Genomic DNA, 24,725 nt, shown 5'->3' with positions numbered 1-24,725 from the left:
GTGAATGAAATGGAAGCAGTATTAACAAATTCCTATAATGAAAAAATTAAAGAGTCTCTAGAAAAAATAAACGGAAAAAGTAGAATCCCTATGGATTTCCGAAATCTAGAAGGAGAAGTAGAGACAAAAACAATATTGTTTCCAATAGCAGCTCATATGGTTGATCTGTTGGGAGCAAGTATAATGTGGTTACATCATATTACTAATGAGAAACATATAATTGTTTTGTATCATGAAAGGGAACAACTATTTCCTATTATGATCGAAATCTCTCATTTCCTTTCTTATAAAACTTTAAAAGAACAGATTGCTGAGCAAATAGGTCAAATTCAAGCGATGGATGAGACAGACATACAAGAATTACAAGCGCATTATAATCTATCTGGAATTTCACCTATTATTATTGGTCAAACATACTATCATTCACAGGAGAATGATATATTACAATTTGTCCTTACGGAAGAGAAGCAAGGTGTAGAAGTAATATTTAATAGTTTGATCTGGAAGGAAAAGACGATTGCTCGCTATATGAGGCAAATAGAGAGAGTATTCATACACGCCTTACAGAATAGGGATGAACTTGTTGAGAATTTTCATATTATTACAGATGAAGAGATAGCGCTCTATAATGAGATAAATAATACGAAAGCAACATATCCAGAAACAAGCATTGTCGAGATGTTTTATAAAACGGTTGAGCAATTTCCAAATCGTATTGCATTATCTTCTAAAGAAGGTGCTTTAACGTATCAAGAATTGAATCAAAGAAGTAATCAAATAGCTCACATGTTAATACAAAATGGTGTGAAACCAGGAGATTATGTGGGGATTTTTATGAAACGCAGTATCGACACCGTGATAAGTATATTAGCTGTGTTGAAGGCTAATGCGGCATATGTTCCAATTGATCCAGATTATCCGGAAAGTAGAATTGAGTATATTATTCAAGATAGTAAAGCGAAAGTTATTTTAACAAAAGAAACAGAGATTACATCTAAAGGTATTCAAGCAATCTCAATTTATGATAGTGAGAATTATGTAGTGAATGATGTGAAGCTTCCTATCAATTGTGATGATATAGCATATATGATTTATACATCAGGATCGACAGGGAATCCGAAAGGGACAATGTTAGCTCATCGAGGTGTTGTCAATCTATGTACTTGGATGCAACAACAATATGAATTAACAGAAGAGGATGTATTTGCACAGTTTCCTTCATTTAGCTTTGATGCTTCTGTATGGGAGTTATTTGCTGCTTTATTTTGCGGAGGCACTTTATATGTATTATTAGAAGAAGAACGTTTATCAGTAGAAGCATTTGCAAATGCAATCCATAAAGTAAAAGCAACTTCTATTTTAGCGTTAGCGACAGTTTTTGTAAGACAAGTAGCAACTTATTTAGAAGATGAAGAGATATATAAGCTGAGTTCATTGAAACGGATTGCGATTGGCGGAGAGATGTTACCGATCGAGGTAATTAAATTGTGGAGAGAAAGAATTGGAACAAATATTCAAATTCATAATGTATACGGACCGACAGAGTGTACAGTCGTAACAACAACTTATCCGATTCCGAGTCAGTTGGATGAGAATATTGTAAGTGTTCCAATTGGTAAGCCGTGTGCGAATTATCAAATTATGATATTGGATGAGAATATGAGGCTTTGTCCAATTGGTGTACCTGGCGAACTGCATATAGAGTCAGTAGGACTAGCAAAAGGATATTTTAATAAACCGGAAAAAACAGTAGAAGCATTTGTTCCAAACCCATTCAACCCTATTGTTAATATATATAAAACTGGAGATATCGTTAGACTCTTAGAAGACGGGAATATTGAATTTTTACATAGAAAAGATGATCAAGTGAAAATTAGAGGACATCGTATTGAGTTAGGAGAAATTCAAAATCAAATTTCTCAAAATCATAATGTAAAAGAAAATATTGTGTTTGCTAAGAAAAGTAAAGAAGGAAGTCAATATTTGATTGCTTTTTATACAACTTTAACGAAAAAAGAAATACCAGAACTCATTTACAAGTTACAAGAGCAGTTACCAGATTATATGATTCCGTCTAAGTTAATTTATATTGATGAACTACCGCTTACACCAAATAAGAAGATAGATGTTAAGAAACTAGGACAACTAGAAGAAGCGTATGAGCCGACTCGTCTACAAGAATATGTGGCACCATCTACTGAAGCGGAGAAGGTCATCGCACAGGCTTGGGCAGAAGTATTAGGAGTTTCCAAAATTGGTGTACATGATGATTTCTTTACTATTGGTGGGCATTCATTAAAAGTATTACGTATTTTAACATTGTTAAAAGAAGATTTTCCGCATTTAACAATTCAAGACTTCTTTAAGGAAAAAACAGTGTATAAGTTAGCGCGAATACAAAGGGAGTTAACCCGAGAAGAAAATGTATTTCATGAATATAAATGGATACATGAACCAGAGGCGATTCAATATACGGAAGGAATAACTAATAACCGGATTTCAAATGTCTTTTTAACAGGAGCAACAGGTTATTTAGGATCACATATCCTATATGAATTATTACAGCAAACTTCAGCTCATATTTACTGTTTAGTAAGACCTAAAAAAGATGTAGAGCAAAGAATTATTGAAACTTTAACAGGCTATTTTCATGATATTCCAAATGAAGCTCTGGCACGTATCACAGCTGTTCCTGGTGACCTTGGTGAAGAATACTTTGGGCTTAGTAAGGAAGAGTTTATAGCGATACGTTCTAAAGTTGATGCAGTCGTTCACTGCGGGGCGGATGTAAGACATTTCGGTGATGTAAAGCAATTTGAAAATGTAAATATTCAAGGGACAAAGCGCATGCTTGCATTAGCCGATGAAGGAGCAGCATTCCACTTTATTTCTACGATTAGTATTCCAATCGATTTAGCAGTAGAACAATGGGATACGTATAAAAAACGCGGTGATTTTGAGTATAATGTAGAGCTAGAGAATGTATATTCCAATAGTAAATTACAGGCAGAAAATCTTGTTCGTGAAGCAATGAGTCGTGGCATGAGAGGGAATATTTATCGCGCTGGTAATTTAGCATGCCATTCCGAAACGGGAGTATTTCAACGAAATATTGAAGGAAATGCATTTTATCGTCTCATTAAAACGATGTTATTAATTGGACAAGCGCCAAACGTGAAGTGGAAAGTGGACTTTGCTCCAATTGATTTTGCAAGTAAATCGATTGTGACGTATATGCAAGATTCTCAAATTATAGGGGAAACATTGCATATTTGTCATCCAGATCCGATTGACTTTGTACATTTTGTGCAGTTAATGATAGAATGTGGGCATCATTTAGAAGTTGTTCCGCTTTCGCAATATGTAGATTCAGGGTTACAGTTAGCGAAAGAGGATGAGGAGATAGCAGAATTGATTGCTTCACAAGTAGCTGGCGATGGAGCGCAGCAGTCTGAAATTGTAATAGGTACAAAAAGAACAAATGAATGGATAAAGAAAAAGCAAATTGCAGTGCCAGTCATTGACAAACAGTTTATTCAGAAGCTATTAGCACATGGAAAACAAGTGGGGTATTTTCCAAACATAGAAAAATAACAGATAAGATATACCATGCTTTTGTTTGTTCAATAAAATAAATCATGCTACAATGAAAACGAATTAAGGACCGGGGAGCCAAGTGGCTGAGAGGATGTAAAGGAACATCGACCCTCAACCTGATCTGGATAATGCCAGCGTAGGGAGTTGCTTAAGGAAATGTAGCATATGTTATTTTATAATAACTTGCATACAAGGCTTTCCTACGTCATAGTGGGAAAGCCTTTTCTTGTTTTCAAACATATTATTTTGCAAAGGGGATTTTAGCATGTCACAACAAGTTACAATTTCATTTTCAGTGGTACCACAAGCAAAAACAAAAGATTTATATGCAGTTGTGGATAAGGCAATTGAAGTTGTCCAACAATCAGGTGTTCGTTATGAAGTAGGTGCGATGGAAACAACGATGGAAGGAGAGTTAGATGAACTTCTTGATATTATAAAACGTGCACAACAAGCTTGTGTAGATGCTGGAGCAGAAGAAGTGATTACTTCTATTAAAATCCACTATCGTCCAAGTACAGGTGTAACAATTGATGAAAAAGTATGGAAGTATCGTGATGAATATGACAAAACAGAAGCGATCTAATTTCGTAATTACAACGATTTGGCTGATTCTTCTCATTGCGATATGGGAAGGATCTGTTTCATTATTTCACATTGAACCATGGATATTGCCAAAGCCCTCTACAATTGTACAAGAATTAATTGGCATGAAAGAGCTATTACTTCCAAATATAACAAAGACGTTGCAAGAAGTGATAAGCGGTTTGTTTTTTGCAATTCTACTTGGAACAAGTATTGCTATTATTATGGATGTTATCCCGATTTTTCGTCTTCTTATGAATCCGTTACTTGTCATTTCACAAACTATTCCAATTGTTGTGCTTGCACCTTTATTTATCATTTGGTTTGGATATGGAATGCTACCAAAGGTGATGGTTGTTATTCTCGTTTGTTTCTTTCCCATTGCCCTTAGTATTTTAGAAGGGTTTCAAACAGTAGATAAAAATATGCTCAAATTATTACAAACAATGCGTGCATCAAAATGGCAAATGTATCAAAAAGTAAAATTTCCTGCTGTGCTTCCATATTTTTTCTCAGGTTTAAAAATTGCTGTTACATATAGTGTGATGGGGGCAATTATTGGTGAATGGCTTGGTGCAAGCGAAGGATTAGGGGTTATGTTAACCCGTGCAACAAAGTCATTTTTAACTGCTCGTGTATTTGGCATAGCGGCTATGGTTGTAATCGTCACGTTATTTTTATATTCTATCGTAGAATTTATGGCAAGAATAACAGCACCATGGATATATAGAAAGGAAGACAAAAAATGAAAAAGAGTTTAAAAGTCATGTTAGCAACACTGCTTGCAGTAAGTGTTGTCGGCTGTAATACAGTGAAGAAAGAAGAGAGCGGTGACAAAGAGAAAAAAGTAAAAGTTGTTTTAGATTGGTTTCCGAATACAAACCATACTGGTTTATATGTAGCAAAAACAAAAGATTATTATAAGAAACAAGGTTTAGATGTAGAAATTATACAGCCTGGTGATAATGTATCAGCAGAGCAAATGATTGCTTCTGGAAAAGCTGATTTTGGTGTGAGCTATCAAGAAAATGTTACATCGGCACGTGTGGAAGGGATTCCAGTTGTATCAATTGGAGCAATTATACAACATAACACATCGGCATTTGCCTCTTTAAAAAAAGATAATATTACTTCACCAAAAGATTTTGAAGGAAAGCGTTATGGAGGATGGGGTGCACCAGCAGAAGAAGCAACTTTAAAAACCATTATGGATAAACATCAAGCAGACTTTAGTAAAGTAGAAAAAATTGTGCTTGGACAAACAGACTTCTTCAAATCAATTGGTCGTGATGCTGATTTTGAATGGATTTATTATGGCTGGGATGGAATTGAAGCGAAACGTCAAGGAAAAGAATTAAATACAATAATGGTAAAAGATTTAGATCCAGCACTAGATTTTTATAGCCCTGTTCTTATTACAAGTGAAAAGAACATAAAGCAAAATAAAGATGTTGTGAAAAAGTTTATGAGTGCAACAGCAGAAGGATATCATTTTGCAATTCAGGAACCAAAACAAGCAGCTGATATTTTAATTAAGAATGTTCCAGATATTAATAAAGAGTTAGTGCAAGAAAGTCAAAAGTGGTTAAGTACAAAATATCAAGATGATGCAAAAGTGTGGGGAGTACAGAAGGAAGAAGTTTGGACAAATTACATGAATTTCTTATACGATAATAAGGTAATCAAAAAGAAAATTGATGTAAAAGATGCCTTTACAAATGAATTCCTTCCAAGTGAAAAATGAGTGGATTACGAATAAAAGATGTTGTGAAAGCATTCGATGGTAAAAATGTATTAGAGAATATTCATGCTTCTATACAAGAAGGCGAATTTGTATCATTTGTAGGCCCGAGCGGTTGTGGGAAAAGTACATTGCTTAATATGATCGCAAGTGTTGAAGATCCAACGAGCGGTGAGATTACGTATCATGATGAGCTTGTACAAACACAAGATTGTGTAAGTTATATGCCGCAGCAAGATTTATTGCTTCCGTGGCGTTCAGCTTTGCAGAATATTGTATTGCCATTAGAAATTGAGGGAAAGAAGTCTAAGCAAGAGCGTTTAGCAGAAGGGATGGAAGCATTAAAACAATTTGGGTTGTTTGAATATGCAGATCATTATCCCGACTCATTATCTGGAGGAATGAGGCAACGGATTAGCTTTCTCCGTACGTATTTATGTGAGAAACCTATTATGTTACTTGATGAACCGTTCGGAAAATTAGATGCCTTTACAAAAATGGAAGTGCATCGCTGGCTTTTAGATTCTTGGCATCAAGAGAAACAAACAATTGTAATGGTAACGCACGACTTAGACGAAGCGATACTATTATCTGATCGTGTATTCATCTTATCACAAAGACCAGCAACTATTGTAGGTGAAGTACACGTTCATTTACCTCGTCCGCGAACAATGGATATGTTAACATCTGTTGAATTAAAAGAAGATAAAACAGAAATTTTAAAGATATTAGCTCCGTATATGAAGAAATAAAGAAAGCCTCTGAATGTGAGATGTTCAGAGGCTTGTTATTTTTTAGAGAAATAGAAGCTCGACAAAAGAAAAACATTCACATTTATAGTGAATGCCTTTTCCCTGTGATTAACATGATTTTGGAGAACTCTTACATGAGAATTATATGAAGAAGCACGCTTATGGTGCGCATATAAGCGTGCTTTTTCTATCATATTGTCTATTTTATAACTATTTATAGATGCCTTTCCCTAACAGGCTACTATCTTTGTTTATATGTATAGATAGCTTAAATTGGAACAACGATTGTCCCTATAATTACAGGATAATGTGGTGAATAAAGAAAAACAAGAGATTTAAAAGGAAATTCATGTAAACTTCAATCTAACTTCACATAAACTTCATATTAGAAACATAATATAACGATAACTTGTTTTTGTTCGAAAAGGAAAGCGTCTCCATGCTAAATGAAAGGAATCTGGGAGAGGAATGATTAATCAGCGAGAGTTTTACTGCTCTCAAATAGCGGAATACAATAAGGTGAGAAGGTATGAAGACAGGATCTGTTTTGAAATAGATTTATAACGAGACAGGGACATAGTAAATATACGAATAACTTCAACTGATTAGAGTGAATAACAAACCGTGGAGAGGTATTAAAAATAAGACTCCCCCATCAGGGATTCTTAGAAAGATAGATGGGGGAGTTCAATAAATAGAGAGTAACTTCAAACTAATTTGTTTGTATAACAGGATTTAACATATCTGCTACAGTGCCTGTTCCGGCACCACCAATTGTAACAGAGCCACCCGGAGGAATTTCACTATTCCAGCCAGCATTTGTTATGACATAATGATCATTTTCTTTACGAATCAGTTTCGAATCCCAAAATTGTGTTAAATTTCCGTTGTAATCAAATTCTAAATTCCAATTTTTAATAGGTGTCGTTCCAGTATTTTTAACTGTAATAGAGAAATTATAACCATTACCCCAATTAGAAGTAACTGTAAATTTCACATTCTCAGTACCATCTGGGGGCGAAGTATTGCTGTCATCTGTTTTAACAGTAATAGAAGAAGGCTGTGATTGGTTTCCAGCAGCATCTTTTGCAATGATAGAGAAAGCATATTCTGTGTTTGGTGCTAAATTTTTAATTGTGATGTGATTTGTTGTTGTTGTCCATTTTTCTTCTCCAGAACGAACTTCATATTCGGTAACACCGACATTATCAGTAGATGCTGTCCAACTTAGTTGTACGAAGTTGGCATTTTTGTTGGTCACAACAATATTTTTTACAGTTGTTGGGGGTTCGTTATCCTTTTGCTGAATAGGCCCCCTTAATAGTTCCGTGACTAATGTATCAAGTAACTTTGGACCATTACAGTCATACTTTGAGCTCTTACGACAATCTCCACTTAATTCCCAAAACATTGCCCCGCCTAAATCTTTTGCTTTTATATAATCTGTTTTATGTTTCATAGATTCATTGTCGTCATAGCTAATAAATGTTCCTGTATTTTCGTTGTATAAGTATGGCACTTTAGCGTTGTCGTTCCAGTAACGGACAAAGCCATTTTTGTTTACATAGTTTGCTGCTAGGTCACCATAATCATATATTCCTGTATCACCGGTAGAATAATCATCCCAAGTACCTTTAGAAGCTAGTTTTCCATCGTTACCTGGTGTACATGGCTGATATTGTCCATTGTTATCTTTCCCACAACTTTTCCAACCGCGACCATAAAAAGGAACACCTAGTACAATTTTATCTGCTGGGACACCTTCATTTTTATAAATTTCTATTGCACCATCTACATAATATTTTGTATCAGCTGCTGGATCTTGAGGATCTTTATATAGTGCAGCATTATGATTGGAAGTAGCTTCCCATCCTCCATGAAAGTCATATGTCATAATATTAATCCAATCTACAATTTGGGAAATCTTTTTAAGCTCTGTATGGTCAGCGTAGCGCTGACTTGCACCTGAAGCAATTGTTAATAAGTAGGATTTTCCATCTTCAGAGCTCGCTTTATCGAGTGCATTTCGAATGTCTTGGAGAAGTAGTGTGAAATTTTGTTTATCTTCGGGACGGTAACTCCCACCTGGAATTGTTTCAACGCCTGGATATTCCCAATCTAAATCCACACCATCAAAACCGTATTCTCGAATAAAGGCGACAGCAGATTCGGCAAATACTTTTCTCGTTTTTTCATCAGCAGCCATGTCTGAAAAGCGATTAGACCAAGTCCATCCCCCAACGGATATAAGTGTTTTTAAATGTGGATATTTTGCTTTTAATCGCTTTAACTCTCCAAAATTCCCGCAGCGAGCGTATTTATCGCAATCTTCCCATGTTGTTCCTGAACCTGGAAAGGATTTATTGACATCGGCCCATGGTTCGCCTAATACAAGCGTACCGTTTGGAACATCTTTATTTTGTAGTGGGACACTAGATTCTTTACATGCCCAAGTTTGTTTATTAGGGTTATCTGGGTGTGTAGAAGGGTTGCCATGTCTGCCATTCCAACAAATATCAGCAAATGCATAGTTTAAATGAGTGAGCTTAGAAGCATCTATATCGGCAACTTGATAGTTGCGGCCATAGATTCCCCACGAAGGGAAATATCCAACAATTTTTTTGTTTGTTGATGTCGAATCTGCTGATGCGAAATTTGGAGCTATAAAGTTTGTAAGAAAAAGAGGCAAGAAGAGTAGTAGAGACAGAAGCAAGAGTGAACATTTTTTTATCCTCATTATCATTTCTCCTTTCAAAATTGAAATATGTGTAATGGCAAAATTGCCGATTAACAAAAACAAACAGACATCACGAGGTCTATACAAGTAAGAGAGGTTAATTTCATCGTAGCAAACACCATATTGAGTGTAAACGTTTTATTGCTTGGAAAAAGACTTTCTCAATATAAAGGAGTGCAGTAAGCGAAGTATGCATACAGTAGGGAGAATAAAACTTGAAAATAAAGGGATTTAGAGAATCATTTGAGAAAGAATTGTTTAGAGAAGAGATATTATGACATGGCAATTCTTTGTATGTTCCTGTAACATAATAGGAAAAGGATGTAAGGAGGGGAGAGTGTGGATGTTTTCTTGCATATTGCTGAGGAAAAAATTCGGCAAGCAATTCATAATGGTGATCTGAATGATTTACCTGGGAAGGGAAAACCACTGCAATTAGAAGATCTTTCAATGGTACCTCCAGAACTTAGAATGAGTTATAAAATTTTGAAGAATGCGCATATGATTCCTCCGGAGATGGAGTTACAAAAGGATATATTAAAAATAGAGGACTTGATTGCGTGTTGTTATGATGAGTCAGAAAAGAAAAAGTTAAAAGAAGAGTTAACGGAAAAAACACTTCGCTTTCAACAGTTAATGGAAAAAAGAAAAATAAAAGGAAGTTCGGCTTTTCGTATGTATCAAAATCAAATCCTGCATAAATTACGGTAAGAGAGCAAGACATGAAACATGTAGTGGTTTGTAATAGAAAGGGGAAATTGAAATGGGATTTGCAATCGCAGCATTGTTATTTATCATTTTAATTGGAATGATTGTAAAAACAGTTCGCTCAAATAGTAAGAAAGTAAACCTACATAAAACAGGAAATGGGGACAATTCATCTACTCATACCTCATCTCCGCTCGTTTTGTTTGCAGGATCTGATAGCGGAACTTCACATGATAGCGGTAGTTCCCATGATTGTGGAAGTTCTTTCGGAGGCGATGGCGGCTGCTGCGGTGGTGGAGACTGTTAGAAATACGCTCTTTTATGAGTGTATTTCTTTTTAAACAAACGTTTGATTAATTAAGATGAACTGCTATGAAATTGTTAAAAAATATTTTTTCTGAATTTAGGAAATATCACCTTGCAATGAAGATTTTATATTTGTTATCATTAGACTGAACGGTCGGTTTGTTGGAGGGAAATATGAGAAAAAGTGCAGAAGAAATAAAAAAAGAAATCGCATACAAAGCAGAAGAATTATTTTCGCAAAAAGGTTACGCTGCAACATCTATGGAAGAGATTTGTGAAATTACAGAGCGCAGTAAAGGAAGTATTTACTATCATTTCAAAAGCAAAGAAGAACTATTTTTATTTGTGGTCAAACAACATACGTATGATTGGATTGAGAAGTGGAGTGTGAAAGAAAAGCAATATCATACGAGCACTGAAAAATTATATGGTCTTGCGGAATTTCATGTAGAAGATACACAACACCCGATTTTTAGTGCGGTAGAAGAGTTTTCTACAAGCCAAGTGGTGAGTAAAGAAGTACTAGATGAAATGCTCGCTTTAGCAAGAGCATCATATGGTGTATTTGAAAAATTAATTGAGGAAGGAATCCAATCTGGGGAATTTCGTCAGGATAATATTCGTGATCTTATGTATATTGTAAATGGTTTACTGTCTGGGCTTGGTGTGCTTTACTATGAACTTGATCCTATAGAGATGAAACGAGTTTATAAAAAAGCGATTGATGTATTGTTACAAGGAATGGCAGCTGATTCTTAAATCAGTAGTCTTTCTCTTATAAAAAAATAGACCGAACGGTCGGTTTATAAGGAGGGTTCAAATGAAAAATTTATTTAGTAATCGCGCTTTTTTATTAATCATGATATCTGATGTTTTGCAACAATTTGCTATTTGGATAAGAAATATGGCACTTTTATATTTTGTTATGGAAAGGACGAACAACGATCCTATCTCAGTTTCATTATTATCGGTTATGGAGTATGCACCTATTTTTATTTTTTCATTTGTCGGCGGTGCACTAGCTGATCGATGGAATCCGAACCGAACAATGGTAGCTGGAGATATATTAAGTGTATGCTCCATTATAGGCATTGTTGTATTGTTAAAAATGGATTATTGGCAGGCTATATTTTTTGCAACGCTTGTTTCAGCGATTGTTGGACAATTTTCTCAGCCTTCATCATCAAAAATTTTTAAACGTTATGTAGAAGAAAAGTATGTTTCAAATGCGATTGCATTCAATCAAACGTTACAGTCATTGTTTCTCATTTTTGGTCCAGTTATAGGGTCTGTTGTTTATACACAATTAGGGTTGTTTACAGCGTTATATAGCTTAATTGGACTCTTTTTGTTATCTGCCCTGACATTGTCCTTTTTACCAATATGGATTGAACAAGAGGAAAAAGTAGAGCGTACATTAGGAAGTGATATAAAGGAAGGATGGAAATTCGTTCTTCAAACGAAAAATTTATGTATGATTACAGTTGCTTTTGCGATTATCGGTTTAGCGGTTGGATTAACGAATCCATTAGAAGTTTTTCTCGTTATTGAACGATTAGGATTAGAGAAGGAAGCCGTTCAATATTTAGCAGCTGCTGATGGAATAGGAATGCTAATTGGAGGTGGTGTTGCTGCTATATTTGCTTCTAAGGTACATCCGAAGAAAACGTTTGTGTTTGGTATGTTTGTGTTAGCTCTATCATTTCTCGTAGAGGGGGTATCGACATCATTTTGGTTGACTAGCTTCATGAGGTTTGGAACGGGAATTTGTTTAGCTTGTGTTAATATTGTTGTTGGCACACTTATGATTCAGCTTGTACCAGAAAATATGGTTGGACGTGTAAATGGTACCATTCTTCCAATTTTTATGGGAGCTATGCTAATGGGGAATGCATTTGCTGGGGGGTTAAAAGAAGTAACCTCAATCATTGTTGTCTTTTGTATAGCAATGCTACTCATTTTAATGGCAATTTTACCTATTTTACGTATGAATATAAGTGGTGCGAAAGTGACAAATCAAATGGAAAGTACAAAGCAAAATGGTGTTAAAAGTTCATTTGAATAAAGGATAAAAAGGGCGATTTACGCCCTTTTTATTTGGAGTTTTTTGATAAATATATATTGATAGTGTAAAAATAATTTTGCAGACTAAGAGAAAGAATAGGAAAAATTAAATTTACAAATTGGATATGAAATACAATACTCCACAAGGAGCAGTAGCTGAAAAGTATAAAATATCGATATGATTTGAGTCTAGTATTATCGTTTAGGCTTGTTGAAGATTAGGAACGTATAAGCGGTAAGAGAAAAAATAAAGTCAGTGTAGTATATTTGTAGTAGGGGTAAGTTTAGTGGTACTTGTGTGTATATGATTGACGTGTAAATGGATTTGTTTTATTCCACTTTTTAAGGGCGCATATTTCGTTTTAAACAAACGTTTGATTAGTTCATTTGCACATAGCGTAGAATGAATTATATTATTAAATAAAGAAAAAACAATATTATAGGTGAGAACATGGAGAAGAAACAGAAAGTGAAAAATAAAAGAAAGCTAGCATTCTTTTTAATGGTTGCAGGAGGTGCTTTTGTTATTAAACTTGCTGTTAAAATTGGAATGATTCATGCGCTTCGAACATGGTTTGAAAGTATATTTTTAAACTAAAAAATGCCACTTTCTATAAAAGGGCAACTTTTTTATTATAATGTTTCTGATTTTGGCGTTGGTGGTGTAACGGAAGTAGTGTGTTCAGGTACGCGTGTTAGTATGAAGCCCCCTAGAATAAATAAAACCGTAATACTTAATACACCAGTATTTGTTTTTCCGGTTAATTGGGTTGTAACACCGACGAGTACGGGACCGATAATTGCAGCAAATTTACCAAAAATGTTATAAAACCCAAAGAACTCATTTGCGGAGTCTTTCGGTACTAATTTAGCAAAATAGGAACGGCTTAATGCTTGAATCCCTCCTTGAGAAGTTGCGACAAGCATAGCAAGAATCCAAAAGTCTAACGTTGTTTTTAGAAAATAAGCATATATACAAATAATAATATAGATGATGATACCGAAATATAACATTTTCTTTCCTGTAAACATTTCAGAGAGTTTTCCATATAATAAAGCGAATGGGCAAGCTACAATTTGTGTGACAAATAAAATGATAAGGAGATTTGTTGCGCTAATACCAAGATCTGTTCCATAAGCTGTCGACATAGTAATAATCGTATCTACTCCATCGATATAGAAAAAGTAAGCGAGTAGGAATATAAAGACGGTTCGATATTGTTTTATGTTTTTAAAAGTATTTGCTAAACGCTTAAAACTCATAATAATCGGTTTTGATTCTCTTTCAATATAGTGTCTTTGTTCTACATTCTTTAGCATTGGAATTGTAAATAGTCCCCACCAAAGGGCTGTAATCGCAAAAGAAATTTGACTCGCTATGCCTGCTGATAAGGGAATGATTCCTTTTTGCGCTAACATAATAAGAGCAATGCAACCGATAAAAGGGATGGTGCTTCCGATATAGCCTAGTGCAAATCCGCGCGTTGAAATTTGGTCCATCCGCTCTTCTGATGTAACATCGACTAAAAATGCATCATAAAAGATATTTGCACCAGCAAATCCGATTAAAGCGAACATATAACAAATGAGTAATAGATGCCATTGTGAAGTAGGAACGATAGCTAGCATACTTGTAAATAGAATGCCCAGACCGAAAAAGAAGGTGAAAAAGCGCTTCTTAAATTCTTTATAATCGGCAACGGTACCAAGTATTGGTGCAAGTATAGAAATGAGAAGTGTAGAGATAGAGTTTGCATATCCCCAAAATGCTGTTGATGTTGCACCGGGTAAACCAGCTTCTTTTGCCGCAGATTTAAAGTAAATAGGAAAGAGTGCAGTTGTAATGACAAGTGAATATACTGAATTGGCCCAGTCATACAATATCCAGCTTTTTTCTTGCCGAGACATTTTTTCCATAAAATGTTCCTCCTTAGTATGTTCTAATAGTAGTGTACAAAAACATAACGGATAAAAAGAGAAACAGAGATGAATTTTACATAATTTTTACATATACACATTTTTCTTTACAATTGCAGTAAATCCTCTATTACAATTCCATCTGTTTTGCCAAGATGTAATCCAAGTAATCGTGCAATGGTAGGTCCTTCATCAATAAGTCGCATATATGGAATGATGACTCCTTGTCGAATTCCTTTTCCAGCCGCCATAAAGATTGTTTCATAGTTTGGTTTTGTAGGAGAATAACCATGTGTGCCGAATGTATACTTTTTATTAGAAATTACATCGTTCTTTGTAATTTCTTTTATAAAGGCTCCGGTGTAACTTTCAGTGAAATAATAACCTTCCTGAGCTTCTAGCATAAAAAGACAATTCCCATCAGCGCCATATTCTTTTGCGGCTTCATCATGAAGAATAAATTCAATCCCATTTTGTTTATTTTGAAGAAGAGTCTCAAGAAGGTGTTGAACAGTTTGAATCGTTTTTATATCATTTTTATCTTGTACATACACGTAAGCAGAACCGTCACAACTTTGACAATATGCTTTCCAATGCGTGAGTTTGCCCCTTCGATTAATAGAAATGAGTCCTTTTTGATGAAAGAGAACGTTTAATTGAATTGCTTTACTTTCATTTAGAGCACTGTGATCACCGAGTGCGATAATGGTACTTTCTTCGTATATCCCACTTGCTTGTAAAGCCTTTGTTATTTTTCCTAACCGTTCATCGTGCCGCTTGATAGCTGCTTCTGTTTCAGGAGAACGAAATCCGTGATAATGACGTTGCGTGTCTAAATCTGTAAAATGGACAAACATCACATTAGGTTTTTTCGTTTGAATCGTATAAACAGCGGAAGCAAGAACGAAATCATCAAGTTCTGGTTGTGATAATCCTTTTCTAATATGACCAAAACGATGGTTAAGTTCGAGTTGATAAAGGAGACTACCGCTAAATAATGAAACTAAAATTTGATTTTGCCATGGTCTATTTGGAAAGATTTCTGGTAGATTATAGTCAATTTTTGCTCTTCCCGTAACGGGCCATAGAAGTGCTGCTGTTGTTAAATTTGCTTTTCGTGCTTCGTCATATAATGTTGTTCCTTTAATGGAACGACGGTACCAATGCCAATCTGGTGATTCTCGCCCTGGTTGAAGTAAAGTATTACACATAACGCCATGTTTACTAGGATAGTTGCCAGTTACAATCGTAGCGTGGCTTGGATATGTTAACGAAGGATAAATTGTTTCCACTTTTTTGGCGATTGCTCCTCGCTGCATCAAGGATTGAAAATGGGGAAGCTCTTGTAATATAGGAAAATCTAAAGCTGATAAACAATCAAAAGATAAAATGATGACATGATTGGGTGCTGCTGTATTCATTGTCGTTTTCCCCTCCTCAAGATTGCATTTGTTTATACTCCTATTAAAAGTAGGTTACAAAGATGGTAGGAAAGAATTCAAATATTTACTTTCAGAAAAATCAAACATAAAATAGGGGTACGAAAGTAAATGAAAGGAGGAATGAAATGGATGGATTTGAGGTATTTTATATTATTGGAGCGATGACCATTGTTCTCGTATTTACTGTTTCATTTTTACTAAAAAAATTATTTCCAGCAAAATCATTTGATATTATATTTGCACTTGTCGTAATCCTTCTTTGCATAGCTTTTTTGTTAGTCACAATTTTTGTTATTGGTGGATGGAAAGGAATGGGGTACGGTATAGCATGTTTCTTTATATTATTGGGAACACTTATTGGTATGATCGCTCATCAGTTTTTAAAGCTTTTTGGAAATACATCCGTATAGATTAAGTATAAACGTAGAAGAGAATAAAAAGAATAAGAAAAATAAGAAAATTAATTATTGTTTTAAAATACGATTTATATTATGATGATAGAAAAATTTATCTTGTTATAACGATGAAAAAGGACTAGTACATATCTCATCTTTTTCTCAGAGAGAGAATCCATTGGCTGAAAGATTCTTAAAAAGGCGATATGGAACCTACCTTTGCGTTCTGCATATGCGGCGGGAAATTCCCGTTATCAAAAAAGAGAGCATGTACAACTTTTGTACATGAATCAGGGTGGTAACGCCGGCAAAAGCTCGGTCCCTATTTCGGGACACGGGCTTTTTTATGTTTTAAAGGAGGGAAAAATATGAAAAAAGAACAAGTGCAAGCCATTACAAAAATGGAGGAAGATTTTGCTCAGTGGTATACCGATATTGTGAAGAAAGCCGAACTTGTTGATTATTCAAGTGTAAAAGGTTGTATGATTTTACGTCCATATGGATATGCATTATGGGAGAATATACAAAAAGTGTTGGATGAAAAATTAAAAGCGTCCGGTCATGAAAATGTGTATATGCCAATATTTATTCCAGAAAGCTTACTTCAAAAAGAGAAGGACCATGTGGAAGGCTTTGCACCTGAAGTAGCATGGATTACACATGGCGGAGACGAGAAATTAGCAGAAAGACTCTGTGTGCGCCCGACATCGGAGACATTATTTTGTGAGCATTTCTCAAAAATTGTACAGTCTTATAATGATTTACCAAAGTTATATAATCAGTGGTGTTCTGTTGTTCGGTGGGAAAAGACAACGAGACCATTTCTTCGGACAACTGAATTTTTATGGCAGGAAGGTCATACAATTCACGAGACGGCAGAGGAATCGCAAAGGGAAACTTTAAATATTTTGAATGTATATGCTTCGTTTTGTGAAGAGTATTTAGCAATTCCAGTCATTAAAGGGCAGAAAACGGAAAAGGAAAAATTTGCAGGAGCAAAAGCGACGTATACAATTGAAAGCTTAATGCACGATGGGAAAGCACTTCAAACAGGAACATCTCATAATTTTGGTACAAATTTCTCTGAAGCATTTGATATTAAATATTTAGATCGGAATGGAAAATGGCAATATGTACATCAAACATCTTGGGGCGTATCAACAAGAATGATTGGGGGGCTTATTATGGTTCATAGTGATAATAATGGACTTGTTATACCACCAAAAATTGCACCAGTGCAGGTGATGATTGTGCCAATTGCTCAGCATAAAGAAGGGGTATTAGAAAAAGCAGCAGAGCTAAAAGGGCGAATTCAACAAGTTGCACGTGTAAGAGTAGATGCGAGTAGTAAAACACCAGGATGGAAGTTTAATGAGTATGAAATGAAAGGTGTGCCAATTCGTTTAGAAGTTGGTCCAAAAGATATCGAAAAAAATCAAGTAGTACTTGTTAGACGAGATACGAAGGAGAAAGAATGTGTATCAATAGATCAATTAGAAGAGCGGATTACATCGTTACTTAATGAAATTCATAATTCCTTATTTCAGAAAGCAAAGGCATTTCGTAATGCAAACACATACAGCGTTACAAGTTTTGATGAAATGAAGCAAGTAGCTAATGCAAAGAAAGGGTTTATTAAAGCGATGTGGTGCGGCGACCTTACATGTGAAGAAAAACTAAAAGAAGAGGTAGGCGTTACATCGCGTTGCATACCATTTGAACAAGAGCAGTTAGCGGAAGAATGTGTATGCTGCAACAAAAAAGCGAACAATCTAGTTTATTGGGGAAAAGCATATTAATATATATGACTCAGTCTGGAAAAGGATCTTACGTATAGAATGAAGATCCTTTTTTTATATGAAATTTGATTCGTTATAATTAAGTATAGAAAAGCAAGGATACTGGGAGATGGAATAAAATGAAACATTATATTGCAGTTGATATTGGTGGTACGCAAATGAAATATGGAGTGGTGTCAGAAGCGGGAACAGTGTTAGTACATCATGCAGTTCCGACAGAAATTCATTTAGGCGGGGAGCAGATTGTTCAAAAAGTGATTCATTTATCTCATCATTTAATGAAACTTCACGATATCTCTGGTATCGGCATTAGTACAGCTGGAATTGTCGATATTCATAAAGGAATCATAACGGGCGGAATAGATCATATACCAAATTATGCGGGCATTCCTATTATTGAGAGATTACAAAATATATTGAATGTCCCTGTATCTATAGAGAATGATGTGAATTGTGCAGCATTAGGAGAAAAATGGAAGGGAGCCGGACAGCAAAGAGCAAACTTTATTATGCTTACGCTAGGTACAGGAGTTGGTGGTGCAATTATCATTGATGAGAAATTGTATCGTGGTCATTCATTTAGTGCGGGCGAATGGGGGAATATGCGAATAGAGGGGGAAAGATTTGAAGAAGTTGCATCTATTTCAGGATTAATTCGTCTTGTAAAGCAATATAAAGGTGGTGGCCAGTGGGATGGTAAAAAAATCTTTGAGCTATACGATAAGAATGATAAAGAAGCAACGCAAGCCGTTCAAAAATTCCTTCAGCATTTAGCAATTGGAATTAGTAACCTTGCTTATATTTTTAACTCACAAGCAATCATTATTGGGGGAGGGGTTACTGCGAGAGGGGATGTTTTTTTAGAAGAAGTGAAAAAAGAAGTAAAAGAATATATGAATCGAGAGTTTTATGAACAGTGCGAGATTGAGATTGCGCAAAACGGTAATCATGCGGGGATGATTGGAGCGATTTACCACTTATTACATTCATCTAAATAAATAGCCTAAATGTTTTCATAATAATTGAAAATTTATTCTTTTTTTCAGTCGACAAGAAATGCTACAATATAAGAGAAGAATACAATATTTTCCCTTTCCGGGAGAATATCTTGTAGAAAGGAAGAAACTTCATGCCTATTATTTTAGAAAAAGGACAGAAGATTGATTTAACGAAGGGACAACCAAAAGTAGCAAAACTACAGGTTGGTTTAGGATGGGATCCTGTGGGACAATCAGGTGGATTTCTCTCTTCCTTATTTGGCAGTAAACCAAACATCGATTGTGATGCATCAGTAGTTATGCTGGAAAATGATCGTTTTGTAAATAAGAATGATCTCGTTTATTTTGGGAATAAGCTTTCTGCTTGCGGGAGTATTATTCATTCAGGTGATAATTTAACAGGTGAAGGAGAAGGCGATGACGAAACGATTTTCGTAGAATTGCATAAAGTTCCAAGCCGTATTAATCGTTTAGTGTTTGTTGTAAATATTTATGATTGTGTGAATCGTCGTCAAGACTTTGGAATGATTCAGAATGCGTATATTCGTATTCAAAATCCGCAAATGCGTGAAGAATTAGCACGTTACAATTTATCTGAAAATTACGGTGGGAAAACGACATTAATTGCAGGTGAAATGTATCGATATGGAAATGAGTGGAAATTCTCTGCGGTTGGAGAAGGTACGCAAGATAAAAATTTAAGTGAGATTGTATCTCGTTATCAGTAATGGAGTTTAAGGAGGAAGAATAAATGGCATCTATTTCATTAAAAAAAGGACAAAAGGTTGATTTAACAAAAACAAATCCAGGATTATCTAAAGTGCTTGTAGGTCTTGGATGGGACACAAATCGTTATGATGGACAATATGATTTTGATTTAGATGTTAGCGTTTTTCTAGTAGGAGCAAATGGAAAAGTTTCCGGAGCGGAAGACTTTGTATTCTATAACAATCCAAAGGGTGCAAATGGTTCTGTACAACATTTAGGAGATAACCGTACAGGCGAAGGAGAAGGCGATGATGAAGTAATTAAAGTAGATTTAAAGAACGTTCCTGCAAGTATTGAGCGGATTTGCTTTACAATTACTATTTATGATGGAGAAGGTCGCAATCAAAACTTTGGACAAGTGTCTAACTCTTTCGTACGCATTATAGATGAAGAAAAGAACGCTGAATTAATCCGCTATGACTTAGGAGAAGATTTCTCGATTGAGACAGCGGTTGTTGTTGGCGAATTATATCGTCATGCTGGCGAATGGAAGTTTAATGCGATAGGAAGTGGATTCCAAGGCGGACTAGGTGCATTATGTAATAACTTTGGATTAGATGTAGAGTAATTACGTTCATGGGCAAGAGGTAGATCATATATAGAATGACAATAGAGGTGAAGATCGATGGCGATTCAGTTGCAAAAGGGACAGAAAATTGATTTGAGTAAGACAAGCCCTGGTCTAAAAAAAGCAATAATTGGCCTTGGGTGGGATATTAAGGCATATGATGGTGGATCTGATTATGATTTAGATGCCTCAGCCTTTTTACTAGATGCAAACGGAAAATGTACGAAAGAAACAGATTTTATTTTCTATAATAATTTACAGTCTCCTTGTGGATCTGTTTTACATACAGGTGACAACCGTACAGGTGCAGGAGAAGGCGATGATGAGCAACTTATTGTAGATTTAACAAAAGTTCCAGCGGATATTCAAAAAATAGCTTTTACAGTTACAATTTATGATGCGGAAAATCGGAATCAAAACTTTGGACAAGTCGCAAATGCGTTTGTTCGTTTAGCAAATGAAGAAACAAATGAAGAAATTTTACGTTTTGATTTAGGGGAAGATTTCTCCATTGAAACAGCAGTTGTTTTTTGTGAATTATACCGTCATAATGGACAATGGAAGTTTAATGCAGTAGGAAGCGGATTCCAAGGCGGATTAAGTGCGCTTGTAAGAGCGTATGGCTTGGATGCATAAGAAGGAAACGAACTTCGTTTCCTTCTTTTTGCCCTTTCTATAAATCTAGCAAAGAATAGGGGATAATGGTAAGATGAGCGTTTTACAAGGAATCCTTGATACGTATGCCCAATTTTTCGATTTGGATATGTGGATTAGAGTATTACAAGATCCAGTATCTTGGGGCTTAATTGGTACACTTGTTGTACTTGAAGGATTATTATCTGCTGATAATGCACTAGTGTTAGCCGTAATGGTAAAACACTTGCCAGAAAAGAAGCGTAAAAGAGCATTATTTTATGGTTTAATTGGTGCATATGCGTTCCGATTTATTGCAATTGGAATCGGGATGTTCTTAATTAAATTATGGTTGGTGAAAGTACTTGGAGCCCTTTACCTTGCATGGCTTTCTATCAAGTACTTTATTGACAAACGAAAAGGTGAGAGTGAAGAAGAAGCTCATGGTATGAACCAAAATAGCGTTCTCTTTAGAATATTTGGTGTATTCTGGGGAACAGTTGTTATGGTTGAGCTTATGGATATTGCATTTTCAGTAGATAGCGTTCTTGCAGCTTTTGGTGTATCCAATGAAGTTTGGATTCTATTATTAGGTGGAATGCTGGGTATTTTAATGATGCGTGGTATTGCAGGCGTATTTTTAAGATTATTAGAACGTGTTCCTGAGCTTGAATCGACAGCGTATATTTTAATTTTAATTATTGCAGCGAAAATGTTACTATCTGTGATTCATATTGAAGTACCGCACTGGTTATTCTTTATGATTTTAGTGATCGCATTTGGTGCAACATTTATTTTGCATTATATGCGAAAAGGACAAGCCAGAGAAGAAGTTGCGGCTACGAAGGAAGACGATAAATGATTGACTTGGGTTTGCTCGTTATACGAGCGCCCATTTTTTATAATTAAAAATGGTATAATAAAGAAATAAACGAATGAATCTTTTTAACAGTAAATGTTTTTGGAGGTGAACCTTCATGTTTTCGCGTTTTACACTTCATCCACACCCTTTAAAAGAAGAAGTTCATTTGCAACTATTCGAAACAATTTTAGAAAAACGTCCACAATATGAGTTAACAGAAAATGAAATGAAATTTAGCTATATAGCTTGTCGTATTCTTGGAGTACCTAATGATGTTGATGAGTATTTTAATGAATTATATGATTATAGTGAAGCAAAAGGAATTCATGTATTGTATGAACAAAATTTAGATAAAGTCATTGATTCCGAAAAACTTCGTTATATTCAAGAGATATTTGCTGTGCATCAAGAAACGCCAAATGGGCTTACTGTAAATCGGCTTGTTGCACACTTATCGGGGAAGCAATTGTTACCAAAAGTAGAGAATCCAGATTTACAGCACTATATACATAGTACGTTTATTTCTATATTGAAGTTATATGAGAAGCAACATAATCAATCATTAAAAACAGAAGGATTCCGTCGCTTCTTAATTGATATAATCAAATTAAGTGAAAATTATGTAGCTAAATGGTTCTCTACAATTCATTATAAAAAACAAATGCCGCGTATTATTTGGTATGGTGATGCAAAAGAGAGTCGCATCTACTTTTTATATTTTCTTATTCTGCTCGGATGTGACGTTTTATATTATCATCCAGAAGGAAAAGATGCTTTGGAAAGTATTGATGAAGAGGGGCGAACTTTTGTATTCTCTCATCCAGGACGAATTTCGTTAGAGCCATTTCCAAATCGCCGCCGTGAGCGTGTTGCAACAGTGGCATATCAAGCATCAAAGGAAATTGAACAAGTGCTTCATCATGATAATTCGCTCTTATACAAACCGTGGCAATTCCGCATGTATACACCGGTAGCACGTACACTCAAGACAACATATGATGAACTTTTCATTCTTACAAAAGAAAAGGCATTTGTCCGTCCGACATTTTTTATAGAAAATAAACATATTTATATTCCTTCTCTATTTGCAAAAATATCAGGGGTTTCCAAAAGTGAAAAAGAATATTTTCAGCGATTAAAAGCTGTTACGTCGTTTGATAATAGTCTATTAATTAATAGATTTCCATTTACAAAAGAACAAAAGGCTAACTTTCAATTTCATTATCGAGATGCATTAGATCGAGCCGGGAAATTACATCCAGATCAAATTATGAATAGTCATTGGTGGCCGCATAAACGCCTGCCTGAAGGATTGCAGCATGGTATCGCAGAAGCTATTATTCATACATGCGAAAGCGATCTATTTAAACCAATTGGAAAAGAAACAAAACAAGATGTTGCATTATATGTTTTTGCGCAACTTTCTCAAATTCCACCTCACATTTTAGAGCTTCTTGAGAAATTCGATTATTCACAAGAAGTGCCAAAAATTGTTATATTTAACAATGAGAAGAGTGGGGAATTAACACGTTCTGATGCAGCGCTATTGTTATTTTTAAACCAAATTGGTATTGATGTACTACACTTTAATCCAACGGGAAGAAATGATATTGAGCCATATATTGCAGAAGCGGCATTTGATTCCCATTGGCTTGAGGAAGTGAATTTTGATCTTGAATTTCATGGTGCATCAGCTTATAAAAATTTATCACAAACAATTAAAGGGCTATTTCGTCCATTTTTATAAGGAAAAGGAGAATTGTATATGAATAATCCAGTCATACTTGATTCTAAAACAGAATTAACGGAACAAACGGCACAAGATGTGCGCATGCAACTTAGACAGGATCCAGAAGTTCAACGTATTTATAATGCCATTGATATTAAAGATCAGCTGGAATTAATTGAACTTGGTAAAGAGCCTTCAATGGAAATTTCTCGCTTTGCCGATCAAATTTTACATACAATGTCATTAGCAAAGATAGAAGATTCCGGTGATTTACTGAAACAACTTGGTAAAATTATGGATAAATTTGATAGTAAAGATTTTGCGGAAGAAAAGGGTGGATTTTTCTCTCGCATGTTTAAAAAAGCAGATAAATTGATTGAACAAATCTTTAGTAAATATCAAACAATGGGTCGCGAAATTGACAAAGTATATGTGGAAATTACGAAGTATCAAGATGAAATGAAAAAATCAATCGGTACGCTAGACGGTTTATATGATCAAAATTTAAAATACTATTTAGATTTAGAAAAGTACGTAGTAGCAGGCGAAATGTTGTTAGAACGTTTAAATACAGAATTAATTCCTATGTATGAAGAACGGGTACAAAATAACGACCAATTAGCAGGAATCGAGTTAGACTCTCTTAGAAACTCTGTTGAAATTTTAGAACAGCGTATCGATGACTTGGAAAAAGCTCGTATGGTCGCATTGTTAACAGCACCACAAATTCGGATGATTCAACGTGGTAATAATAAATTAATTGGGAAAATCAATACAGCCTTCATTACTACAATCCCAATCTTCAAAAATGGAATTATTCAAGCTGTGAACGCGAAGCGTCAAAAACTAGTTGCGGATTCAATGGCAGAACTGGATCGTCGTACAAATGAACTTCTTAAGAAAAATGCTCAAAATATCGCAACACAAAGTGTAGAGGTCGCAAGGTTATCTGGGTCTTCGAGTATTAAAATGGAGACTTTAGAAGAAACTTGGAATATTATTTCAAGGGGTATGCAAGAAACACAGCAAATTGAAGAACAAAATAAGCGGGAACGTGAAGAAGGACGTAAGCGTATGGCTGAGCTTACAGAGAATATTAAAAAAGAATTACGAGGATAAACAAA

General features: G+C 35.2%; 22 protein-coding genes, 1 riboswitch and 1 other annotated feature. Of the genes, 19 read left to right on the top strand and 3 right to left on the bottom strand.

All coding sequences use genetic code 11. The features are described 5' to 3' along the window. Nucleotides 1–9: 9 nt before the first annotated feature. From MR063_RS13845 to MR063_RS13825, 5 genes are all read left to right on the top strand, one after another. A complete protein-coding gene (locus tag MR063_RS13845; protein WP_242198611.1) occupies nt 10–3,594 on the top strand; it encodes a non-ribosomal peptide synthetase family protein in 3,585 nt (1,194 codons plus the stop codon). A gap of 61 nt (nt 3,595–3,655) precedes the next feature. Further along, nucleotides 3,656–3,757: riboswitch (TPP riboswitch) on the top strand. Between the two features lie 105 nt (nt 3,758–3,862). Continuing rightward, nucleotides 3,863–4,183, top strand: a complete 321-nt coding sequence (locus MR063_RS13840) for an MTH1187 family thiamine-binding protein (protein WP_242198609.1) — start codon at nt 3,863–3,865, stop codon at nt 4,181–4,183. Then, nucleotides 4,155–4,931, top strand: coding sequence for an ABC transporter permease (locus MR063_RS13835; RefSeq protein ID WP_242198798.1), 777 nt, complete (start codon nt 4,155–4,157; stop codon nt 4,929–4,931). The genes MR063_RS13840 and MR063_RS13835 overlap by 29 nt, the downstream gene beginning before the upstream one ends. Further along, complete coding sequence (locus tag MR063_RS13830; protein ID WP_242198607.1) at nt 4,928–5,926, top strand: ABC transporter substrate-binding protein; 999 nt, start codon at nt 4,928–4,930, stop codon at nt 5,924–5,926. Before MR063_RS13835 ends, MR063_RS13830 begins: the two co-directional genes overlap by 4 nt. Then, nucleotides 5,923–6,675: an ABC transporter ATP-binding protein gene (locus tag MR063_RS13825; RefSeq protein ID WP_242198605.1), complete on the top strand. Its 753-nt coding sequence runs from the start codon at nt 5,923–5,925 to the stop codon at nt 6,673–6,675. Before MR063_RS13830 ends, MR063_RS13825 begins: the two co-directional genes overlap by 4 nt. A 712-nt stretch (nt 6,676–7,387) precedes the next feature. On the opposite strand, the gene MR063_RS13820 is transcribed toward MR063_RS13825, so the two are convergent. Continuing rightward, entirely contained in the window at nt 7,388–9,412 is a 2,025-nt protein-coding gene (locus MR063_RS13820; protein ID WP_242198603.1) for a glycosyl hydrolase family 18 protein, read from the bottom strand. 339 nt (nt 9,413–9,751) lie between these two features. Here MR063_RS13820 and MR063_RS13815 point away from each other — a divergent pair, with 339 nt between their 5' ends. From MR063_RS13815 to MR063_RS13795, 5 genes are all read left to right on the top strand, one after another. Beyond that, nucleotides 9,752–10,123 carry a DnaJ family domain-containing protein gene (locus MR063_RS13815; RefSeq protein WP_242144388.1) on the top strand — a complete coding sequence of 124 codons (372 nt, stop codon included), beginning with the start codon at nt 9,752–9,754 and terminating at the stop codon, nt 10,121–10,123. A gap of 52 nt (nt 10,124–10,175) precedes the next feature. Continuing rightward, nucleotides 10,176–10,427: a hypothetical protein gene (locus MR063_RS13810; RefSeq protein ID WP_242198601.1), complete on the top strand. Its 252-nt coding sequence runs from the start codon at nt 10,176–10,178 to the stop codon at nt 10,425–10,427. A gap of 173 nt (nt 10,428–10,600) precedes the next feature. Beyond that, the gene (locus tag MR063_RS13805) at nt 10,601–11,185 is read left to right on the top strand and encodes a TetR/AcrR family transcriptional regulator (RefSeq protein ID WP_242198599.1); all 585 of its coding nucleotides are present in this window, start codon (nt 10,601–10,603) and stop codon (nt 11,183–11,185) included. 61 nt (nt 11,186–11,246) lie between these two features. Beyond that, the gene (locus MR063_RS13800; RefSeq protein WP_242198596.1) at nt 11,247–12,491 is read left to right on the top strand and encodes an MFS transporter; all 1,245 of its coding nucleotides are present in this window, start codon (nt 11,247–11,249) and stop codon (nt 12,489–12,491) included. Nucleotides 12,492–12,941: 450 nt separating this feature from the next. Then, a complete protein-coding gene (locus tag MR063_RS13795) occupies nt 12,942–13,088 on the top strand; it encodes a histidine kinase (protein WP_242198593.1) in 147 nt (48 codons plus the stop codon). A gap of 35 nt (nt 13,089–13,123) precedes the next feature. Here the strand turns inward: MR063_RS13795 and MR063_RS13790 are convergent, their stop codons facing one another. Beyond that, nucleotides 13,124–14,407, bottom strand: coding sequence for an MFS transporter (locus MR063_RS13790; protein WP_242198591.1), 1,284 nt, complete (start codon nt 14,405–14,407; stop codon nt 13,124–13,126). Between the two features lie 107 nt (nt 14,408–14,514). After that, nucleotides 14,515–15,828 carry an alkaline phosphatase family protein gene (locus MR063_RS13785; protein ID WP_242198589.1) on the bottom strand — a complete coding sequence of 438 codons (1,314 nt, stop codon included), beginning with the start codon at nt 15,826–15,828 and terminating at the stop codon, nt 14,515–14,517. 146 nt (nt 15,829–15,974) lie between these two features. Between MR063_RS13785 and MR063_RS13780 the strand changes: the two genes are divergently transcribed. From MR063_RS13780 to MR063_RS13740, 9 genes are all read left to right on the top strand, one after another. Continuing rightward, entirely contained in the window at nt 15,975–16,259 is a 285-nt protein-coding gene (locus MR063_RS13780; RefSeq protein ID WP_242198587.1) for a YesK-like family protein, read from the top strand. A 104-nt stretch (nt 16,260–16,363) separates the two neighbouring features. Further along, nucleotides 16,364–16,571 (top strand) — a binding site (T-box leader). A 41-nt stretch (nt 16,572–16,612) separates the two neighbouring features. Continuing rightward, the gene (gene proS, locus MR063_RS13775) at nt 16,613–18,043 is read left to right on the top strand and encodes a proline--tRNA ligase (RefSeq protein WP_242198584.1); all 1,431 of its coding nucleotides are present in this window, start codon (nt 16,613–16,615) and stop codon (nt 18,041–18,043) included. A gap of 119 nt (nt 18,044–18,162) precedes the next feature. Further along, nucleotides 18,163–19,041, top strand: a complete 879-nt coding sequence (locus tag MR063_RS13770) for an ROK family protein (RefSeq protein WP_242198582.1) — start codon at nt 18,163–18,165, stop codon at nt 19,039–19,041. Nucleotides 19,042–19,172: 131 nt separating this feature from the next. Next, on the top strand, nt 19,173–19,769 hold the full coding sequence (locus MR063_RS13765) for a TerD family protein (protein WP_242198581.1): 597 nt from the start codon (nt 19,173–19,175) through the stop codon (nt 19,767–19,769). 23 nt (nt 19,770–19,792) lie between these two features. After that, nucleotides 19,793–20,377 (top strand): TerD family protein, encoded by a 585-nt coding sequence (locus tag MR063_RS13760; protein ID WP_242198579.1) that lies wholly within the window; start codon nt 19,793–19,795, stop codon nt 20,375–20,377. Nucleotides 20,378–20,434: 57 nt separating this feature from the next. Then, complete coding sequence (locus MR063_RS13755) at nt 20,435–21,013, top strand: TerD family protein (RefSeq protein ID WP_242198578.1); 579 nt, start codon at nt 20,435–20,437, stop codon at nt 21,011–21,013. A 73-nt stretch (nt 21,014–21,086) separates the two neighbouring features. Next, complete coding sequence (locus tag MR063_RS13750) at nt 21,087–21,872, top strand: TerC family protein (RefSeq protein ID WP_242198575.1); 786 nt, start codon at nt 21,087–21,089, stop codon at nt 21,870–21,872. Between the two features lie 115 nt (nt 21,873–21,987). Further along, a complete protein-coding gene (locus tag MR063_RS13745; RefSeq protein ID WP_242198571.1) occupies nt 21,988–23,619 on the top strand; it encodes a YceG family protein in 1,632 nt (543 codons plus the stop codon). An 18-nt stretch (nt 23,620–23,637) separates the two neighbouring features. Continuing rightward, nucleotides 23,638–24,720 (top strand): toxic anion resistance protein, encoded by a 1,083-nt coding sequence (locus MR063_RS13740; RefSeq protein WP_242144403.1) that lies wholly within the window; start codon nt 23,638–23,640, stop codon nt 24,718–24,720. Nucleotides 24,721–24,725: the final 5 nt, after the last annotated feature.

Origin of the sequence: Bacillus cereus group sp. BfR-BA-01492 (assembly GCF_022662815.1) — a bacterium.
GTDB classification, from domain to species: Bacteria; Bacillota; Bacilli; order Bacillales; family Bacillaceae_G; genus Bacillus_A; species Bacillus_A cereus_BD.
This window is presented reverse-complemented; position numbering and strand designations above follow the sequence as displayed.

What these genes read in the sequence shown, in the direction of transcription:
- MR063_RS13845 (WP_242198611.1), top strand. Translation starts at nt 10, where the DNA reads ATGGAAGCAGTATTAACAAATTCCTATAATGAAAAAATTAAAGAGTCT.
- MR063_RS13840 (WP_242198609.1), top strand. Translation starts at nt 3,863, where the DNA reads ATGTCACAACAAGTTACAATTTCATTTTCAGTGGTACCACAAGCAAAA.
- MR063_RS13835 (WP_242198798.1), top strand. Translation starts at nt 4,155, where the DNA reads ATGAATATGACAAAACAGAAGCGATCTAATTTCGTAATTACAACGATT.
- MR063_RS13830 (WP_242198607.1), top strand. Translation starts at nt 4,928, where the DNA reads ATGAAAAAGAGTTTAAAAGTCATGTTAGCAACACTGCTTGCAGTAAGT.
- MR063_RS13825 (WP_242198605.1), top strand. Translation starts at nt 5,923, where the DNA reads ATGAGTGGATTACGAATAAAAGATGTTGTGAAAGCATTCGATGGTAAA.
- MR063_RS13820 (WP_242198603.1), bottom strand. Translation starts at nt 9,412, where the DNA reads ATGAGGATAAAAAAATGTTCACTCTTGCTTCTGTCTCTACTACTCTTC.
- MR063_RS13810 (WP_242198601.1), top strand. Translation starts at nt 10,176, where the DNA reads ATGGGATTTGCAATCGCAGCATTGTTATTTATCATTTTAATTGGAATG.
- MR063_RS13805 (WP_242198599.1), top strand. Translation starts at nt 10,601, where the DNA reads ATGAGAAAAAGTGCAGAAGAAATAAAAAAAGAAATCGCATACAAAGCA.
- MR063_RS13800 (WP_242198596.1), top strand. Translation starts at nt 11,247, where the DNA reads ATGAAAAATTTATTTAGTAATCGCGCTTTTTTATTAATCATGATATCT.
- MR063_RS13795 (WP_242198593.1), top strand. Translation starts at nt 12,942, where the DNA reads ATGGAGAAGAAACAGAAAGTGAAAAATAAAAGAAAGCTAGCATTCTTT.
- MR063_RS13790 (WP_242198591.1), bottom strand. Translation starts at nt 14,407, where the DNA reads ATGGAAAAAATGTCTCGGCAAGAAAAAAGCTGGATATTGTATGACTGG.
- MR063_RS13785 (WP_242198589.1), bottom strand. Translation starts at nt 15,828, where the DNA reads ATGAATACAGCAGCACCCAATCATGTCATCATTTTATCTTTTGATTGT.
- MR063_RS13780 (WP_242198587.1), top strand. Translation starts at nt 15,975, where the DNA reads ATGGATGGATTTGAGGTATTTTATATTATTGGAGCGATGACCATTGTT.
- proS (WP_242198584.1), top strand. Translation starts at nt 16,613, where the DNA reads ATGAAAAAAGAACAAGTGCAAGCCATTACAAAAATGGAGGAAGATTTT.
- MR063_RS13770 (WP_242198582.1), top strand. Translation starts at nt 18,163, where the DNA reads ATGAAACATTATATTGCAGTTGATATTGGTGGTACGCAAATGAAATAT.
- MR063_RS13765 (WP_242198581.1), top strand. Translation starts at nt 19,173, where the DNA reads ATGCCTATTATTTTAGAAAAAGGACAGAAGATTGATTTAACGAAGGGA.
- MR063_RS13760 (WP_242198579.1), top strand. Translation starts at nt 19,793, where the DNA reads ATGGCATCTATTTCATTAAAAAAAGGACAAAAGGTTGATTTAACAAAA.
- MR063_RS13755 (WP_242198578.1), top strand. Translation starts at nt 20,435, where the DNA reads ATGGCGATTCAGTTGCAAAAGGGACAGAAAATTGATTTGAGTAAGACA.
- MR063_RS13750 (WP_242198575.1), top strand. Translation starts at nt 21,087, where the DNA reads ATGAGCGTTTTACAAGGAATCCTTGATACGTATGCCCAATTTTTCGAT.
- MR063_RS13745 (WP_242198571.1), top strand. Translation starts at nt 21,988, where the DNA reads ATGTTTTCGCGTTTTACACTTCATCCACACCCTTTAAAAGAAGAAGTT.
- MR063_RS13740 (WP_242144403.1), top strand. Translation starts at nt 23,638, where the DNA reads ATGAATAATCCAGTCATACTTGATTCTAAAACAGAATTAACGGAACAA.